Source organism: Mycolicibacterium pulveris (genome assembly GCF_010725725.1).
GTDB lineage: Bacteria > Actinomycetota > Actinomycetes > Mycobacteriales > Mycobacteriaceae > Mycobacterium > Mycobacterium pulveris.
Map to the genome: position 1 here is coordinate 318,379 of NZ_AP022599.1, position 17,013 is coordinate 335,391.

General features: G+C 65.7%; 16 protein-coding genes. 2 read left to right on the forward strand and 14 right to left on the reverse strand.

Annotation, left to right across the window (positions count from 1 at the left end; translation table 11 throughout):
- Nucleotides 1-18: 18 nt before the first annotated feature.
- On the forward strand, nucleotides 19-1,311 hold the full coding sequence (locus tag G6N28_RS01810; RefSeq protein WP_163896768.1) for a TetR/AcrR family transcriptional regulator: 1,293 nt from the start codon (nucleotides 19-21) through the stop codon (nucleotides 1,309-1,311).
- On the opposite strand, the gene G6N28_RS01815 is transcribed toward G6N28_RS01810, so the two are convergent.
- From G6N28_RS01815 to G6N28_RS01825, 3 genes are read right to left on the reverse strand one after another with little or no spacing between them, the layout of a single operon-like run.
- Nucleotides 1,308-2,504, reverse strand: a complete 1,197-nt coding sequence (locus G6N28_RS01815; protein ID WP_163896769.1) for a cytochrome P450 — start codon at nucleotides 2,502-2,504, stop codon at nucleotides 1,308-1,310. The two genes, G6N28_RS01810 and G6N28_RS01815, sit on opposite strands and share 4 nt — an antisense overlap.
- Nucleotides 2,501-3,490, reverse strand: coding sequence for an LLM class flavin-dependent oxidoreductase (locus G6N28_RS01820; protein WP_163905734.1), 990 nt, complete (start codon nucleotides 3,488-3,490; stop codon nucleotides 2,501-2,503). The genes G6N28_RS01815 and G6N28_RS01820 overlap by 4 nt, the downstream gene beginning before the upstream one ends.
- 18 nt (nucleotides 3,491-3,508) lie before the next feature.
- Entirely contained in the window at nucleotides 3,509-4,582 is a 1,074-nt protein-coding gene (locus G6N28_RS01825) for an NAD(P)H-dependent amine dehydrogenase family protein (RefSeq protein ID WP_163896770.1), read from the reverse strand.
- 225 nt (nucleotides 4,583-4,807) lie between these two features.
- On the opposite strand from G6N28_RS01825, the gene G6N28_RS01830 reads away from it, so the two are divergent.
- Nucleotides 4,808-5,914: an NAD(P)H-dependent amine dehydrogenase family protein gene (locus tag G6N28_RS01830; protein WP_163896771.1), complete on the forward strand. Its 1,107-nt coding sequence runs from the start codon at nucleotides 4,808-4,810 to the stop codon at nucleotides 5,912-5,914.
- On the opposite strand, the gene G6N28_RS01835 is transcribed toward G6N28_RS01830, so the two are convergent.
- The 11 genes from G6N28_RS01835 to rplS all read right to left on the reverse strand — a co-directional run bounded on the left by G6N28_RS01835 (nucleotide 5,898) and on the right by rplS (nucleotide 16,728).
- Nucleotides 5,898-6,386 (reverse strand): Rv2253/PknI dimerization domain-containing protein, encoded by a 489-nt coding sequence (locus G6N28_RS01835; protein WP_163905738.1) that lies wholly within the window; start codon nucleotides 6,384-6,386, stop codon nucleotides 5,898-5,900. The two genes, G6N28_RS01830 and G6N28_RS01835, sit on opposite strands and share 17 nt — an antisense overlap.
- On the reverse strand, nucleotides 6,386-7,900 hold the full coding sequence (locus G6N28_RS01840; RefSeq protein WP_163905736.1) for an MCE family protein: 1,515 nt from the start codon (nucleotides 7,898-7,900) through the stop codon (nucleotides 6,386-6,388). Before G6N28_RS01840 ends, G6N28_RS01835 begins: the two co-directional genes overlap by 1 nt.
- Nucleotides 7,900-9,072, reverse strand: coding sequence for an MCE family protein (locus tag G6N28_RS01845; RefSeq protein ID WP_163896772.1), 1,173 nt, complete (start codon nucleotides 9,070-9,072; stop codon nucleotides 7,900-7,902). Before G6N28_RS01845 ends, G6N28_RS01840 begins: the two co-directional genes overlap by 1 nt.
- Entirely contained in the window at nucleotides 9,069-10,463 is a 1,395-nt protein-coding gene (locus tag G6N28_RS01850) for an MCE family protein (protein ID WP_163896773.1), read from the reverse strand. Before G6N28_RS01850 ends, G6N28_RS01845 begins: the two co-directional genes overlap by 4 nt.
- Nucleotides 10,460-11,563 (reverse strand): MCE family protein, encoded by a 1,104-nt coding sequence (locus G6N28_RS01855; RefSeq protein WP_163896774.1) that lies wholly within the window; start codon nucleotides 11,561-11,563, stop codon nucleotides 10,460-10,462. Before G6N28_RS01855 ends, G6N28_RS01850 begins: the two co-directional genes overlap by 4 nt.
- Nucleotides 11,563-12,585: an MCE family protein gene (locus tag G6N28_RS01860; RefSeq protein WP_235674710.1), complete on the reverse strand. Its 1,023-nt coding sequence runs from the start codon at nucleotides 12,583-12,585 to the stop codon at nucleotides 11,563-11,565. The genes G6N28_RS01855 and G6N28_RS01860 overlap by 1 nt, the downstream gene beginning before the upstream one ends.
- Nucleotides 12,585-13,778, reverse strand: a complete 1,194-nt coding sequence (locus G6N28_RS01865; RefSeq protein ID WP_163896776.1) for an MCE family protein — start codon at nucleotides 13,776-13,778, stop codon at nucleotides 12,585-12,587. The genes G6N28_RS01860 and G6N28_RS01865 overlap by 1 nt, the downstream gene beginning before the upstream one ends.
- Nucleotides 13,779-14,308: 530 nt before the next feature.
- Nucleotides 14,309-14,614: a DUF2469 domain-containing protein gene (locus tag G6N28_RS01870; protein WP_163896777.1), complete on the reverse strand. Its 306-nt coding sequence runs from the start codon at nucleotides 14,612-14,614 to the stop codon at nucleotides 14,309-14,311.
- A 76-nt stretch (nucleotides 14,615-14,690) separates the two neighbouring features.
- Nucleotides 14,691-15,449 (reverse strand): ribonuclease HII, encoded by a 759-nt coding sequence (locus G6N28_RS01875; RefSeq protein WP_235674440.1) that lies wholly within the window; start codon nucleotides 15,447-15,449, stop codon nucleotides 14,691-14,693.
- A 26-nt stretch (nucleotides 15,450-15,475) separates the two neighbouring features.
- Nucleotides 15,476-16,300 carry a signal peptidase I gene (gene lepB / locus G6N28_RS01880; RefSeq protein WP_163896778.1) on the reverse strand — a complete coding sequence of 275 codons (825 nt, stop codon included), beginning with the start codon at nucleotides 16,298-16,300 and terminating at the stop codon, nucleotides 15,476-15,478.
- A gap of 86 nt (nucleotides 16,301-16,386) precedes the next feature.
- On the reverse strand, nucleotides 16,387-16,728 hold the full coding sequence (gene rplS / locus G6N28_RS01885) for a 50S ribosomal protein L19 (RefSeq protein ID WP_090338961.1): 342 nt from the start codon (nucleotides 16,726-16,728) through the stop codon (nucleotides 16,387-16,389).
- Nucleotides 16,729-17,013: the final 285 nt, after the last annotated feature.

A 17,013-nucleotide genomic window follows, 5' to 3' on the forward strand; every position in this document is an offset into this window, starting at 1 on the left:
GCTGAGCTTGGAGGTGTCGTGGGGCGTCCTCGCGCGAAGACCGACCTCGCGGCGCATGCAGGCCACTCCTACGACGACGGCACCCGCCGGACCGAGATCCTGCAGACCGCGGCGTCGTTGATCGCGACCTCGGGATTGCGGACCTCGTTGCAGGAGATCGCGGACGCCGCAGGCATCCTGCCTGGCAGCCTGTACCACCACTTCGAGTCCAAGGAAGCGATCCTCGTCGAGCTGCTCCGCCGTTACCACGACGATCTCGATCGCATCGCCGAGCAGGCCCTCAACCGGCTCGACGACCCGACCCCGCTGTCGGCCTTCGACCGGATCGTGGAGTTGGGCGCGGCGATCGCCCAGTGTGCGGTGACGCACAGCGCCGCGCTGCAGATGACGTTCTACGAAACCCCCACCTCCAACCCGGAACTGGCCGCGCTGGCCCAGCAACGCCCCGCGAAGATCCTCGAAGCGATGGTGCAGACGCTGCGCGCCGCACGGTGGAGCGGGTACCTGCGGCCAGACGTCGATCTGCCGGTCCTTGCCGACCGGATCGTGCAGTCCATGCGACAAGTCGGGCTCGACGTCATCCGGCACAGCGCCGGTGCCGACAAGGTCGCGGCCACGTTGTGCCGAATCCTGCTGGAGGGCATGGCCAAAGTGCCGCCGAGCGACGCCGACCTCGATCGGTCCGCGGCGTTCATCGCTGCCGACAACGCCGTGAAGTCGTGGATCGAAGAGAGCGAGGCCGCGCCCAACGACAAGGCCGCGCATGTCCGCGCGGTCGCTCGTGCGGAGTTCGGTCGAAAAGGCTACGAGGTCACCACGATCCGCGACATCGCCTCGGCAGCCGGCCTGGGCACCGGAACGGTGTACCGGCTGATCGGATCGAAGGAAGAGCTGCTGGCCTCCATCATGAAATCGTTCGGCGAGAAGGTGGCCGAGGTCGGATGGACCAGCGTGCTGAACTCCGACGCGTCAACCGTTGAAAAGCTCGACGGGTTGAGCTGGATCCACACCAACGCCCTCGCCCACTTCGGCGACGAGTTCAGGATTCAGCTCGCGTGGATGCGCCAGTCGCCGCCCGACACACCCAACATCGCCTGGCTGTTCACCAAGCGCGTCCGACAGATGAAAGCCCTTCTCGCCGAAGGTATCAAGTCAGGTGAGCTCACCATCGACGCTCCGTCGAATGAGATGCTGGCCAGGATCGTCATCGGCGTCTCCTGGATCCCGGAGAACCTGCTGCATGACCTGGGCACCCGCGCATCACAGATCCACGTGCGCGACACGCTTCTGCGGGGCGTCGTCGCGCGCTAGCCGACCACGATCGGCAGCTTGCCCCACCCGCGCACGCTCGCGGTGTGCGCCATGGCGGCGTCCCGGTAGTCGACGTCCCACTCGGGCCACCGTTTGAGCATCTCCTCGAGGGCGACCCTGGCCTGCATTCGCGCCAGCGACGACCCGAGACAGAAGTGCAGTCCCTGTCCGAACGACAGATGCGCTCCGGTGCGGTGGATGTCGAAGCTCTCGCCGTTCGGGTAGCGCCGCTCGTCGCGGTTGGCAGAGCCGTTGATCAGCAGCATCACCGAGCCTTCGGGAATCTTCTGCCCGTGGCTTTCGGTGTCGCGGGAGACATATCGCGCTTGCACCGGTGACGGCGCCTGATATCGCAGCACCTCCTCGATCGCGCGGGGGATCAACGAGAAATCCTCGACGAGCTCGCGCCGCTGATCGGGGTGCTCGGCGAGCAGCTGCGCGATGAAGCCGATCAGCCTGGTGGTGGTCTCGTTACCGGCACCGGCGATCATGCTGGTGTAGGTCAGCACCTCGATTCGTGTCAGGGGCCGCAGCTTACCGTCTTCTTCGACCTCGGCTCTGAGCAGCTGCGTCATCAGATCGTCCGACGGGTGTTCTGCGCGCCATTCGATGTAGTCGGTGAACAACTGGTAGGCGTTCTCGAACGTGGCTTCCGATACGGCCCGAAAGCCGCCCTCTTTCAGCCCGATTGACGCGTCGGTGTTGTCGCGGATCTGCTGCTGGCCCTCCTCGGGGATGCCCAGCAGGTAACCGATGGTCCGCATCGGGATCAGCGCCCCGAAATCGCCGATGACGTCGAACCGCGAAGACCCAGTCAACGAATCGAGCGCCCGGACACAGAATTGGCGGGTCAGTGGCTCGACGGCCTCCATCCGCCGCGGCGTGAACACCCTCGACAGCACGCGCCGGTGGAGGTCGTGAAGGGGCGGGTCCTCGAAGAGGATCACCCCGGGCGGCACCTCGACGCCGCTCATGATGACGTCGAGCGTGGTGCCCTTGCCCGATCGATAGGTGTCCCAGTCGTGCAGTCCCGGGGCGACGTCGTCGTAGCGGCTCAGCGCGTAGAAGTTGTACTTCTCGTTGTAATAGAGCGGCGCCTCGTCGCGCATCCGCTTCCAGATCGGGTAAGGATCGTCGTCGATGGCGAAGTCGAACGGGTCGTAGTACAGGTCGACGATGCTCGCGCCAGTCATTTGTTGCTCCCTCTGGTTGTCGTCAGATCAGTGACCAATTCGCCCACCCGCTTCAGGTACGGCCACGCAACGTCGGGCGGGATGCCACCACACAGTGGCAAAAGATTGAGAAACTCACCCTTGCCTAGGATTTCGGCGGCCTCGGCAACGTCGATGATCCGGTGTGAGGTGAAGGCGTCCCGCAGCTGCGCGACATCGACCGCGGCCGAGATGCCGGCCGACGTGTCGTTACCGGGATTCCATTCGGCATACATCTGCGCGTCGTGCAGCAGGTGCGCACCGATCTGCTCCCATGCGGCGTCGACGTCGTCGGCGACGAACGTGACCGTCGGCGTGTCGGGCGGCGGGAGCAGCGTCGCGCCGGGTTCATGCCCGTGTTCGCGGCACGCGGCCTCATATGCCGCCCGCATACCGGTGACGCTGCCGTTGGCGAGAAGACCCAGACCGTAGCGCCCGGCACGGCGCGCCGCGGCCAGACTCGCCCCACCCCACATCAACGTGGGACCGCCGGGAGTCTGCGGCGGCGGCGACACCAGGATGCGCCGGCCGTCGCGCACCACCTCTCGACCCGTGAGCAGGTCCTGCAGCAGGGCCAGCTTCTCGTCGGCCAGGGCACCCCGGCGCGACCGGTCGATGCCGAAGTGCTCGAACTCCTCGGGCCGGTAGCCAAGGCCAAACACATATGACGTTCGGCCGTTGCTGATGATGTCGAGCACCGCGATGTCTTCGGCCAACCGGACCGGGTCGTAGAAGGGCAGGATGACCACCACGTTGAGCAACAGCCGCTCGGTCCGTGCCGCGATCGCCGAGGCCAGCACCAGCGGTGCGGGCAGATATCCGTCGTCGGATCCGTGATGCTCACACAGCACGGCGGCCAGGCAGCCGTGTTGCTCGGCCCACGCCGACATCTCGATCGCCGCCGCGTAGAGGTCCGTCGTCGACGCACCGAATGCGGGTGCTCGCATGTCGAACCGGATCGAGAACAACACAGACTCCTACGCCGCTCAGTCGAACACGTGTCGCGGCAACGTGTTCGGCAGGTCCAAGGAGCTCAGCAGGCCGGCAGGAGCGTCGACGACATAAGGGATGGCGTTGACCACCCGCATCGCCGTTGCGGTCATCGCGGCGTGACCCGCGCCGTGCCCCTCGGCCGCGCCGACATTCATCGCGCAGTGGATGTCGGGATCCCCCTCGATGTCGACGCGGTAGGTGGCGTCGAACTCGGATGTCGGCCAATCCGGCGCCACGTCGCGCGCCATCCGGATGATGTGCTCGACCACAATGGCTTCCCGGCCGTTGACCACACCCGCGGCGCGGGTGCTCACCGCACCGCACGTCCCGGCCTTGATCGTGCCGAAGGCGACCTCGATGTCCCTGTCCGTCAGGCGCCGGTCAAGGGTGCCGCGGACCTCCTCGACTTCAACGCCGAGGCCCGCCGCCATCAATTGAATCGGAGCCCGCCAAGCCATTTCGATGAAACCCGGCGTCTTCAGCAGCGGTTCGAAGTCGAGCGGATGGCCGAAGCCCATGCCGTTCATCATGATGTCGGCCACCGGGTAGTGGTCGTTGAGCGCGATCTCGCTGACCTTGAGGCAGCGGATCGTCTTCGACTGGGTCGCGAGAAGCAATGCCAGCTGGTCAGAACCGAACCCGGGAAAGATGCCGGAGGCGTAAAGGGAGGCATTGCCCGCCGTGGCCGCTTTCTGCAGCTGGTCGCGCCATTCAGGCGAGTAGTACGCGGGCGGATAGACCAGCGTCGTCGACGTCGTCGACACGACGTTGATCCCGGCTTCGAGCAACTTGAGGTAATCCGGCACGGCACCGGCATCGCGTTCCGGCCCGCTCGCGGCGTACACCACGCAGTCGGGCGCCAGCGCGATCAACGCATCGGCGTCGTTGGTCGCCGCCACCTCGACCGGGCTACCGCCGGCCAGTTCACCGGCGTCTTTGCCGATCTTCTCCTCGGAGTGCACCCACACACCGACGAGCTCGAGGTCGGGCCTGCGCCGAATCGCGTCGATCGCGATCGACCCCACACCCCCGGTGGACCAGACCACGGTGCGCAACGGTGAGCTCACGAGTCCTCCTGTCGTTCATCGGCGTTCGCACGCAATCACGGTGCGTTCGAGTCGGGCCAGGTGACGGGACGCCGCCGCCGTGACCACCAGCGCGGCGTCCGGAGGGTCGTCACGCGCCCGACTATAACCTAAATTTTGTTCTCCCCCGCGAAATAATAGTGGATACTATTCTCAACGGTTATATTCGTAGCCGACGCATGTTCTGGCACTCCCAAAGGAGGGGTGATGACAGACGGTACGTACCGCGTGGTGGTCTGGTCGACGGGCGGCATCGGCTCGATTGCGATCCGCGCCATCGACCGCCGCCCGAATCTGGACCTCGTCGGCGTGTGGGTGCACTCCCCCGACAAGGACGGCAAGGACGCCGGAGAACTCTCCGGCGGCGACCCGATCGGGCTCAAAGCCACCACGGACGCCGATGCGTTGATCGCGCTGGCGCCCGACTGCGTCATCTACGCGGCAAGCGGACCCGAGCGCGACGCACTGGCGATCCCGGACTACGTGAAGCTGCTCAGCGCCGGCATCAATGTCGTGACGACGAGCACCACCCGTCTGGTCAACCCGCACGCGTACGAACCGGCCGAGTGGCGCGATCAGCTCGCGGCCGCGGCGAAGGAAGGCCACGTGTCGCTGTACGCCTCGGGCATCGAGCCTGGGTTCGCCGCCGACTACCTGCCGCTTGTGTTGTCGACGCAGTCAAGTCAGATCGAGAAGATCTACGCCAACGAGATCGCCCTGTACGACGACTACGGAGTACCCGACATCATGAGCGACGCAATGGGATTCGGCCGGCCGCTCGACTACGACCCGTGGATCGCCATCCCCGGCGCGATCGCCGGCGAGTGGCAGGGACAGATCCGCATGATGGCCGAAGCGCTGGGCGTCGAGGTGACCGAAGTGCGGGAGAAGTTCGATCGACGGGTGACCGACCGCACGCTCGAAGTCGCGATGGGCACCGTGGAGGCGGGTACCTGCGGCGCGCTGCGGATGCAGGCCATCGGCGTGGTCGACGGGGTGGAAGCGATTGTCATCGAACACGTCACCCGACTCGCGCCCGACGTGGCACCCGACTGGCCGCAGGGCCACGGTGACCTGTCCTACCGGGTGGTGATCACCGGCCAACCTGATCTCGAGTGCACGCTCACGCCCACGATCCGTGACCGCAAGAAGGCCGCCATCGAACACATGACCTCCGGTGCCGGGGCCATGGTCGCCACCGCGATGCGGGTGGTCAACGCGGTACCGTACGTCGTGGAGGCGGCACCGGGGTTGCTCAGTTCGGTCGACCTGCCGTTGACGATCCCGCAGCACGCGTTCAATCCACGCGGGTGAGCGTGAACGGCATCTCGATGTCGAGGACCTTGTTGAACCCACAAGCGCCGCTAGGTCCTTCGGTTCTGTCCCAACCCACGTACTGACCGGGAACCGCGGGATAGCCGACCCAGAACATGAAGGTCTGCGTTCCCGGGTACGCGGTGCCGTCGAAGCACGGCTCCCAGTTCTCGATGGTGTGGCTGACTTTCCAACGCCCGCTCAGGTAGACCAGGTCGCCGCTCCAGCCGTGGTCGCTGACGACCCGTCCGGTGCAGTCCTGGTAGGTGGTGCAGGTGGACGTGATGGTCCACGTCTGGTGCACGCTCTTCTCGTCATGGCGGGAGTCGTTGGTCTTGGCCCAGCGGCCGTCGGAGAACGCGGCGTAGGTGCCGTTGATCGCGACCGCGTCGGCCGCGCCCGCGGGCGGTGCGGTGCACGCCGCCCCGATCCCGATCGCCGCCGCAGCGGCGATGATCGAGCGATGCTCCATCATCGGCCTCCTTGATACAGCAGGTCCTGCCAGCTCTTTGGGGGGTCGACGAGGTCGGTCTGGCGGCCGACGGCGCCATCGGGGGTGGAGAACTGACCGGTCCGTGGATCGTAATGTGCGATCGCCACCGATGGGCTGGAATCAAAAGCCTTGGCACCGAAGGAGTTCGGCGTTACCGGGGTGGCGGTTGCGGGCGGCGAGTCCTGCGGTGGCGGGGTGCCCTCGATCGGGGCGTAGATGTTGTCGTTGATGGTCACCCGGTTGTCGGGCGGGACGCCCTGGGCGATCAGGTTCGGATCGATCGGAGCCGGCCCAAGGGTGTGCTCCCGCATGGCCAGCGGTCGATAGGGCTCGTCGCTGTAGCAGATCTCCACCGTGGGGGCGCGCTTTCCCGGCACGCCCATACACGGTGAGTTGCGCGCTCCCCTGACCACGACCGGCGAGTCCTGCGGGAGCTTGCAGTAGATGCCGTCCGGAGTGTCGATCGTGGTGGTGTCTTCGGGGCTGCGCCACGACGACTGCGGCAGGAACCCCACCGTGCACGGGTTCGGGTCGGCGATCTGAATCCGGAAGTCACCCAACGGGATCCCCGTCGGGTTGTTCTCCGGCGACGAGGACAACGTGTTGGCCACGAACGGCGGTAACAACACCAGAACCTGTTCCATGGACGGCCGATAGGTCACCGCCACCTGGCCGAAGGTCGTGAGGTTGGCCAGCAGCACCGGCAGGGTCGGCTTGATCTGGCCGAGCAGCTGCGAGACCTCGGAGGCCGCACCGGGTCCCTCCTCCAGCAGCGTGCGTATCTGCGGGTCGTCGGTCACCACCTGGCCGGTGATGCCCGCCAGGCTCCGGGACCACACCTCCAATGCGTCGGTGGTCTGCGCCTGGGAATTCAGCAGGGGCCGCATATCTTCGACCAGCGTGGCCGACCGCTGGGCCACCGAGTTGAGATCGCCTGAGATCTTCGACGAGGAGTCAACCAGCGAACCCATTTCGTAGCCGGTCCCGCCGAACGCGGTGAACGATTCGTCGATCACCTTGCTCAAGCTGTCTTTCGGAATGCTGTTGAGCAGCGCGCTGACCTGATCGAGCATCGGGCTGACCTGCTGCGGAACCTTGGTGTCTGCCATGCTGATAACCGAGCCGTCTTGAAGGTATGGCGGTGAGTCGGTGCGCGGCAGCAGCTCGACGTACTGCTCGCCGACCGCGGACACGCTGCGCACCTCGGCCACCAGATCGGCGGGGATCTTCGGCGAGGTGTCCAGCGACAGGGTCGCGGTGGCACGGCTTCGCGACACGTCCATCGCCGTCACCTTGCCGATCTGGACGCCCCGGTAGGTCACGTTGGCGAAACGGTACAGGCCGCCCGAAGCGGGAAGCTCCAGCTTCACGGTGAGCCGCCCGACGCCGAGCAGGGTCGGGACCTGCAGGTAGGCGAACGCCATCACCAGGACACCGATGATCGAGGCGATCGTGAAGATCACCAACTGAATCCGCACCATCCGCGACAGCATCAGCCACCGCCCCCGGGTTCCCACGGTGCCGGAGCGGCGTTCGGAATCGGGCCGAACGGCGGTGAGGTGCCGACACCCAACGGGAACTTCGTGTAGTAGGCGTCGTAGCCGGGGTCACCCGGCGCGGGAACCAGTGAGGCACGGTCCTGACCGAGCCGTGTTCCGAGCAGTAGACCCCGCTTGATCCGAGCGTTGGTGAGATCGACGGTCACGAACAGATTCATGTAATCGCCGCGGACACCGCGGTCGATGAGGTTCTGCGTCAGCGGGAACGTCGGGAGGTAGGCCAGCGCGCTGTCGATCTCCGGGCCGACGTCGGCCAGCGCACGCAACGTCGGCTCGAGGTTCTGCAGGTTCTTCACCAGATCGGCCTGCGTGTCGTTGACGAGCCCGGTGACCGTGTCGCTGAACTCCCCCAACCGCTGTAGCGCCGTGGTGAACCTCTCCCGTTCGGCGAGCAGGACATCCAGCGCCGGCGGAATCCTGTTCAGCGCCCGGGTGAGTACCTCTCGCTGACTGCCGAGCCGCTCGGCGAAGCCGTTCATCTCGTGGATGGTCGCGATGATGTCGGCGCGTTGCTCGTACAGGGTGCCGACGAACGTGTCGAGCCGGCTGATGAGGTCGCGCACCACGTCGCGGCGACCCGAAAGGGCGGCGTTGAAATTGCTGATGATGTCCCCGATCTGGCCGAGACCGCCACCGTTGACCACAGCGGCGAGCGCGGACAGTGTCCGTTCGGTCGACGGGTATGTCGAGGAATCGTTCAAGCCGATTGTCGCACTGGGTGATAGGCGGCCGCTGGGGGCTACGCCCGGCGGCGGGTCCAACGCCACGTGCATCGATCCCAACAGGCTGGTCTGCCCCACGGTCGCCACCGCGTTGGCGGGCACCACGACATCCGGCCGCACCGACACCTCGAGGTCGACATGCCAGCCGTGCAATGTCATCCTGCCGACGCTGCCGACGACGACGTCGTCGATCATCACCGGTGAATTCGATTCCAGCGTCCCGATGTTGGCCAGCTCGACGTGATACACGTGCGCGCCGGGCCCACGCCCCACCGCGCCGGGCAACGGCAGCGAATTGACCCCGTCGAACGTGCATCCGGTGGCGGTCAACACCACGGTCAAGCCGACTGCCATCATCTGTCTGGCCACGCGTATACCGATCATGGCGGGGTCCCGTCGTTCGGCGGCGACGGCGGCGGTGGCGCCGCGTCCTGAGCCGGTGACCGCTCGGCCGGCAGCAGCATGTCGTGCAGTGTCGGCGGCCCGGCAGGCGGCGCGGGCCCCGGGGGCGGGCCGTAGCCGGGTGGCGGCGGCACATCGCCGGCGCCGGTGTACGCCGAGACGGCCGGTGTAGGCTCCGGCGGCCCGGGCGGCGGACCGCCGGCTCCGGGCATCAGGCTCGGCTCGCTGTAGCGCAGCATGTACGGCGGCGGGTTGGCGCTCAACAGGAAGCTGAACGGAAACGGCAGGTTGTTGAAGTTCGCCAGGCGTAACCCGGGACCCAGGTACTGCGAGCAGAGTTTGGAGGTCGTCGGAGCGGTGACGTTTTGGAGCGCCCCGATCATGCCGCAGATGAACCAGTCCGGATTGGCCATGTTGTTCAGCACGAACACTCCGCTGGCCGCACCGGTACGCGGGTCGAACATGTTGACTGCGTTGGCGATCGAGTGGGGGGCGATGTGCAGCACGTTCTCCAGCTCCATGCGGTGCTCGGCGAGGTTCTGCACGACATTGGCCAGCCGCTGAATCTGCTCTGACGCCTTGTCCCGGGTGTCGTGCACGAATCGTGTTGTCTCGCCTACGACCTCGGACAGGTTCTTCAGCGCCGCATCCAGTTCCGACCTGCTGTCGTTGACGACGCTGGTGAGCGTGGCGAACCTGTTCTGGAACTGCACGATCTGTTCGTTGCTGTCGCGCAGCGCGGTGACGAAGGTCTGCAGGTTGGTGATCGTGTCGACGATGTTGCCGCCCCCTTCGGCGAGGACCCGGCCCACCGCCGACAGTTGTTCGAGTGCGCGGCGCAGCTTGTCGCCGTTGCCGTCCATGGCCGCGGCTGCGCTGTCGATGAACCCGCCGACTGAACCCGTCGCGTCACCGGTGTCGCTGCCGGGCCCCAATTCCGTTGCCAATCGCATCAGTTGCCCTTTGACCTCGTTCCACTCCACCGGCACCGCCGTGCGCTCGACGGGAATCACCGCCCCGTCTCGCATGGCCGGTCCCGACTCGTATGCGGGTGCGAGTTGGACGTAGCGCGCAGAGACGAGGTTCTGGGCGACGATGACCGCTTTGGCGTCGGTCGGCACCGTGATGCCGTGTCGGACGGAAAGCGTCATCCTCGCCTGCGTTCCCATCGGCTCGATCGATTCAATGGAGCCCACCTTCACGCCGGCGATGCGGACCTCGTCACCGGGGTAGATCGCGGTGGCGGTGATGAAGTGGGCGATGATCACGGTGGGCCGAAACAGCTTGTGTGCGATGACGACGCTCGATCCGCACACGAGCAGCGCGGCCAGCGTCACCGCCAGGCCGATTCGCACACCACGGCTGTGGATCATCGCGGTATCTCCCCCCACTGCTCCCAGGGCTGAGGAATGCCGTTGTACGGGAAGGGAAGCTCTGCGCGCGGACCCACGTTGTCGGGCGGCTGTCCGGCGTCGACTCCTCGCCGGAAGCCGAACGCGTAATCCAGCCATGGCTGCAGCAGCTGGCCGAACGCGATGTTGGGGATGTAGGCCTGGTAGTACGGTCCGTTGCCGATGGTCTCACCGAGGGTGATCTGAAACTTCGCCAGCCCGGGAAGGGCTTTCGCGATGTTGTCGCGGTTCTTCTCCAGAATCGCGGTGACGCCGTTGAGCTTGTCCAACGTCGGCGCGAGCTCCTGTTCGTTGTCGCGGATCAGGCCGGTCATCTGCTTGGACAGCGCCGATGTGTGCGCCAGCAGCTCGACGATGGCGCGCCGGCGCTCCGACAGCACTGCCACCAGGTCGTTGGCGTTGAGGATCAGGGAATTCACCTGCGCGCTGCGGTCCGAGAGGATGCGTGTGATGTCGGCGCCGTTCGCGAGCAGGTCGCCCAGCGTGTCGTCACGTTCGTTGATCGCCCGTGACAGCCGCGTCACTCCGTCGAAGGTCGGCCCCAGTTGTGGCGCAACATGGTCCAGCGTCGCCGACAGGGTGTCCAGCGACTGGTTCAACGCGGCGGTGTCGGTGCCCGCGGTGTTTGTCGTCAGCTCGCTGACGGCTTCGGTCAGCGAGTAGGGCGACGCCGTGCGCGACACCGGGATGACGTCCATCGGGTTCATCGTTCCGTCGCCGCCGGACTCCAGGGTCAGGACGCGCTCACCCAACAGGGTGCCGGTGCGCACGTGCGCGGTGGTGGCCGACCCGAGCGGCACGGTTCCGTCGACGGTGAAGGTCACCACGGCATGGCGCCCCTGCAGCGCGACCTCGGAGACGGTGCCGACCTTCATCCCCGAGACCGTCACGTCGTTGCCCGGCGTGATACCGCCGGCGTCGGCGAACTGCGCCTGATACCGGATCGCGGTCGCCCAGGACACCAGCCGTTCGGGTGCGAGGCCGACGGCGACGACGAGGACGATCAGGACGGCGCCCAGAAAGCCCACCCGAATCAGTTGTGTGCCACGGTATTTGCGCATCAGGGCTCGGTGCACCTCCCGTTCTCCTGTTTGAGCCACGGGAACACCGCGGTCCGGCCCTGCAGATCGGTCACCCGCCACGTCAGCTCGCAGATGTAGTAGTTGAAGAAGCTGCCGTACGAGCCGGTGCGCACCAGCTTGCGGTAGTTCTCCGGGGCCTTCTGCAGGCTGGTGTCGAGCCGGTCCTTCTGAGCGTCGAGGTGGGTGGCCAGCCTGCTCAGTTCATCGACCGTGCCGGCCAACGGCGCACGCGTCTCGGCCATCAGGTCGGCCACCGATGCCGTGCCGTTGTTCAGCGATTCGATGGCTCTTCCGATCGGATCGCGTTCAGCGGCAAGCTGGGTGACCAGAGCTTCGAGTTGTCCGATCGTGTCGGAGAACTTGTCGCCCTCCTTGGTCAGGGTGGCCAGCAGCGTGCGAAGGTTCTCGATCAGCACCTGGATCGTCTCGTTGTGCTCGGCCAACGCCGCGGTGAAGCCCGACGTGCCGGAGAACAGCGACTGCAGCGTGTTCTCCTGGCCCTGAAAGATCTCGATGATGGAAGCCGACAACGCGTTGACATCCTGTGGATTGAGCCCGCGCAGAACGGGTTTGAGCCCGCCGAGCAGCAGGTCGAGATCCAGCGCGGACTGAGTTCGATCCTTGGAGATCTGCCCGCTGGGTGGCAGCGGAGCCCCCCCGGGCCCCTCGATCAACTCCAGATAGCGGTCACCGACCAGGTTGAGATAGCGCACCGCCGCCTTGGTCGAGGTGGTTATCGCCACGTTGGGGTCCGTCTCGAAGGTGACGACCACCGATTTGTCTCGTTGTAGCTCAACGCTGTTCACCGTGCCGACCCGCATTCCCGCGACCCGCACCGACTCGCCCGGCTCGAGCCGCGAGACATCGGCGAACACCGCCGAATACGCCTTCCGCGAACCGGTTTGATACTGACCGAAGATGAAGAACAACGACGCGGTGAACAGGCTCATCACCACCGCGAAGATCCCGAACTTGACGAGCGTAGGACGAAACGATCGCATCATCCGGGTTGGCCGATCTGGGCGGTGTTGCGGGGCGGCCCGGAGATCTCGGTGTCGCCGAACATGATCTGTTTGATCAGGTCGGAGTTGAGCACCACCCCGGGATAGGTGCGTCGCCAGGGGTTGGTCCCGGTGTCGGCGACGACGTACGGTGGGGCCGCTTCAAACGGCGGCTTCGGCAGCCCGGTGCACTGGGGACCGCCTTCCGCCCCGGCCTTGGGCAGGTCCTGCGGATAGCGGTAGCGCTCCTGGGCCCACAGGAACCCGGCCAGCACCACCACGCCGGGTTGCTTCAGCGGGGGTAGATGTGTTGTCTCCACCATTCCGGCAAGCCCACACCACAACGCCTGGTTGTACTCGTTGAGCAGGTCGGTGGTCGGCACCAGCAGGCGAAGGACATCGGTGAGCGCGTTGCGGTTCTCGCCTAACACCTGATTTCCGATGTCCGCCAGCCCAGTCACGCTCACCAACGCAGCGTCCAGGTTTGACTGCTGGTCGACGATCGAGTCGCTGATCCGCGTGGCGTTGTCGGCGATCGTGACGAACCCAGGCGTTGCATCGGCATAGGCCCGCAGCACGCCGGGTGCGGCCTGCAGGTCGGCCCGAAGGGCAGGCAGGCTTTCTTCGAGGGTGGCCAGATAGGCGTCGAGGTCCGAGAGCATCCGGCCGAATTTCTCGCCGCGGCCGCTGACCGCCGAGGCGATCGCAGCCAGGGTGGCGTTGAGCTTCGCGGGTTCGACTTGCGACAACACCGAGGTCAGCTGTTCGAAGACGGTGTTGACCTCGACCATCACATGTCGTGCGTCGACGACCTGACCGGCCCGTAGCGACTCGGCGGACGGGTGGGCGGGAAAGACGAACTGCACCTGCTTGGCGCCGAACACCGTCGGTGAGGCGATGTCGACGAGCGCGTTGGCGGGTATTGCGTCCAGTCGCGACGGATCCATGTCGAGGTGGATGGCCGCCGCTCCATCTGGCAGTTCCTCGATCACGGCGACCGTGCCGACCTGGACACCGCGGACCTTTACCTTGGCGTCCGGGTTCATCACCAGGCCGGCCCGCTGGGTGATCACCGTGACAGGGACGGAATCGATGAAGCCACCGCGAAAGAGGTTCGCCGCCAACACGACTACCACCACGGCCACGACGATGGCCACCAGACCAACCAGTGGACGCAGCAGCGTTCGTGTCATCGACCGCCTCCGCACGAAGGACGCATCAGGTGGCGCCACGGCGTTCGGTTCGACAAGCGGGTCGCACTCCCATCGCGCGTTCGACGACGGTGCAGCACTTTACGCCGGAACATATCTTTGGGTCAATATCTACGTCGATCGACGGCGCGCTTGTTGACCCGACAACTGTTCATATCGTCACCGATGTTTGCTGCACAGGCCTATTGATCGACTCGGCGCAGGTACATGTATATGACAAGACAGATCACAGTTGCCTGTCTTGTGGATGGAACGTCGAGCCGGTTTGTGTCCGATGCGCCTGCGTGGCCGCGCCCCCGACAGACCGGAGCAAACCTTAGGTCACCGAGGGCGCGACACAGTGCACTGAACCGACGCGTTCGACCCGCGCCGCGTTCGGCCTGACTTCCATGATCACCGGACAGCAACCGCCGATGTCGAAAACCGCGATCTTTGTCGGAAAAGAAGCGTCGTCTATCGACGCGCTGACAGTGCTTGCGTCGGTGTCAATTTCACGACGCGCGGTCGCCGGTTCACTCGGGCAGCCGCAGTTCGGGCTTCTCCACCTCTTCGATGTTGACGTCTTTGAACGTGATCACCCGGACCTGCTTGACGAAGCGCGCCGGCCGGTACATGTCCCACACCCAGGCGTCGGCCAGGCGCAGCTCGAAGTAGATCTCGCCGTCGGTGTTGCGTGGCACCACTTCCACGCTGTTGGCCAGATAGAAGCGGCGCTCGGTCTCCACGACGTAACTGAACTGGCCGACGATGTCCTTGTATTCGCGGTAGAGCGAGAGCTCCATCTCGGTTTCGTACTTCTCGAGATCTTCGGCACTCATCAGCTCAGCTGTCCTTCATATCGGTCCCACCGGCATGTGCGCTCGTCGCACAATCGGTATCTGCTCGATTCTCCCACTACCCGACTTCGGCGCTCTGCTCCGGTTCGGCCGCGTGATCGATCCCCAGGCCTGCCCCCTCCGGTTCACCGGTGATCAGCTCCGTGACCACCTTGATCCCCGTCCTGGTGGCCACTCGGCGCACGTTGATGAACGAGTGACGGTGCTGGGTGCACGGCCCGAGTTCGGCCAGCGCGGCGCTATGCGCCGGGGTGCTGTAGCCCTTGTGGTCGGCGAAGCCGTAGCCGGGATGCTCGGCTTCCATCTCGACCATCAGCCTGTCGCGGCTGACCTTGGCCAACACGCTTGCCGCGGCGATGCACGCCGCAGCCGCGTCGCCACCGACCACCGGCAGCGACGGCATCGGCAGCCCGGGCACCCGGAACCCGTCGGAGAGCACATAGCCGGGTCGCACCGACAATCCTGCGACCGCGCGGCGCATGCCCTCGATGTTGGCGACGTGCACACCGCGCCGATCGACCTCGACGGACGGGATGAACACCACGTGATAGGCCAGGGCGTAGCGGCAGATCAGCGGGAAGAGCCGTTCGCGTTCCTTCGCGTTGAGCTTCTTGGAGTCATCGAGAGCCGTCAGGCTCTCCAGGCGGTTCGGACCGAGGACACACGCGGCGACGACGAGCGGTCCCGCGCAGGCGCCACGACCGACCTCGTCGACGCCGGCCACCGGCCCGAGGCCGCTGCGGTACAGGGCGGATTCCAACGTTCGCAGGCCCGAGGACTTCCGGATCACCGTTCGCGGAGGCCATGTCGCCGGCAACAGTAACTCTCCTACTGCATCTGGGTTCAGGTCTGGGGATTCACGCTGCTCACGCCGCCCCAACGCGACGGCGGCCAGGCGATGAAACGCGCCTTTCCGATGACATTGTCCACCGGCACGGTGCCTGCCATCGGGTCTCCGGTGCACAGGATTCCACGCTGCGCGTCGGCGGGTGTGTTGGTGCAGTGTGCCCGCGAGTCGGCCGAATGCGTACGGTTGTCGCCCATCACCCACACCCTGCCCTCGGGCACCGTCACCGGACCGAACTCCGGGCCGAGGCACTTGTAGAAGTTCGGGTCGGGGACCTTCATCGTCTCCCGGTCCAGATACGGTTCGTCGAGCGGCTTGCCGTCGACGGTGAGCCCGGTGCTCTCGCGGCACTGCACGGTCTGCCCACCCACGGCGATGATGCGCTTGACGAGGTCGTTCTCGTCCGGCGGAACGAACCCGATGACCGACAGCGCATTCTGCACCCAGCGCACCGCGGTGTTGTCGGATCTGATCGACTTGTAGCCGATGTTCCAGTTCGGCGGCCCCTTGAACACCACGACGTCACCGGGTTCGGGTTGGCCGAACCGGTAGGTCAGTTTGTCCACCATGATGCGGTCGCCGGTGCAGCCCGCACAGCCGTGCAGCGTGGGTTGCATCGACTCCGACGGAATCAGATAGGGCCGCGCGACGAACGTCAGCATGACGTAGTAGATCACCAGCGCGATCGAGACGAGGATCGCGAATTCCCGCAGCGCCCCGTGCTTCTTCTTGGGCTTCTCGGTATCCGAGTCGGATTCGGAAGTGAGGTCCTCGGTTTCGGGCTGAGGCGACGAATCGTCTGGCGCAGTGGGTCCGGTCACCGCATCAGCGTAGCCAGCGCGCTGTTCGGCACCGCGCTGCGAGCGTTCCAATGATCAGGCTCCGTGCGGGATGGGACCGGCGGAAGTCAGCGCTTCTCTTTGATCTTGGCCTTCTTGCCGCGCAGCTCACGCAGGTAGTAGAGCTTGGCGCGGCGGACGTCGCCGCGGGTGACGACGTCGATGTGGTCGATGTTCGGCGAGTGCACCGGGAACGTCCGCTCCACACCGACGCCGTAGCTTTCCTTGCGCACGGTGAAGGTCTCCCGGATGCCACCGCCCTGGCGGCGCAGCACGACACCCTTGAAGACCTGGATGCGCTCCTTGGAGCCCTCGATGACCTTCACATGCACGTTGACGGTGTCGCCGGGGCCGAAGTCCGGGATGTCGTCGCGAAGCGACGCCTGATCGACGAAGTCCAGCGTGTTCATCGGTGACACTTCCTTGCTGTTGGGCTGCCGGCGCAGCGGTCGCCGGTGCGACGCGTGGCCGAGCCGATGGATCGGACGTATGGGGTGCATCCCGCAGTGGGCGGAGCCAGTGATCTCCTGCAACTGCGCAGACAACTGCTCAATTGTGCCAGATGCGGGTCGAAACCCTGAAATCCGGTGAATGCGGTGGCCAACGGCCCGCGAACCGGCGGTGTCGACCCCGAGGTGGGGCGGCGAAAAGGGTTAGGCTGCATGCCACAGGGTATGGCGCTTTGGTGGGCGTGG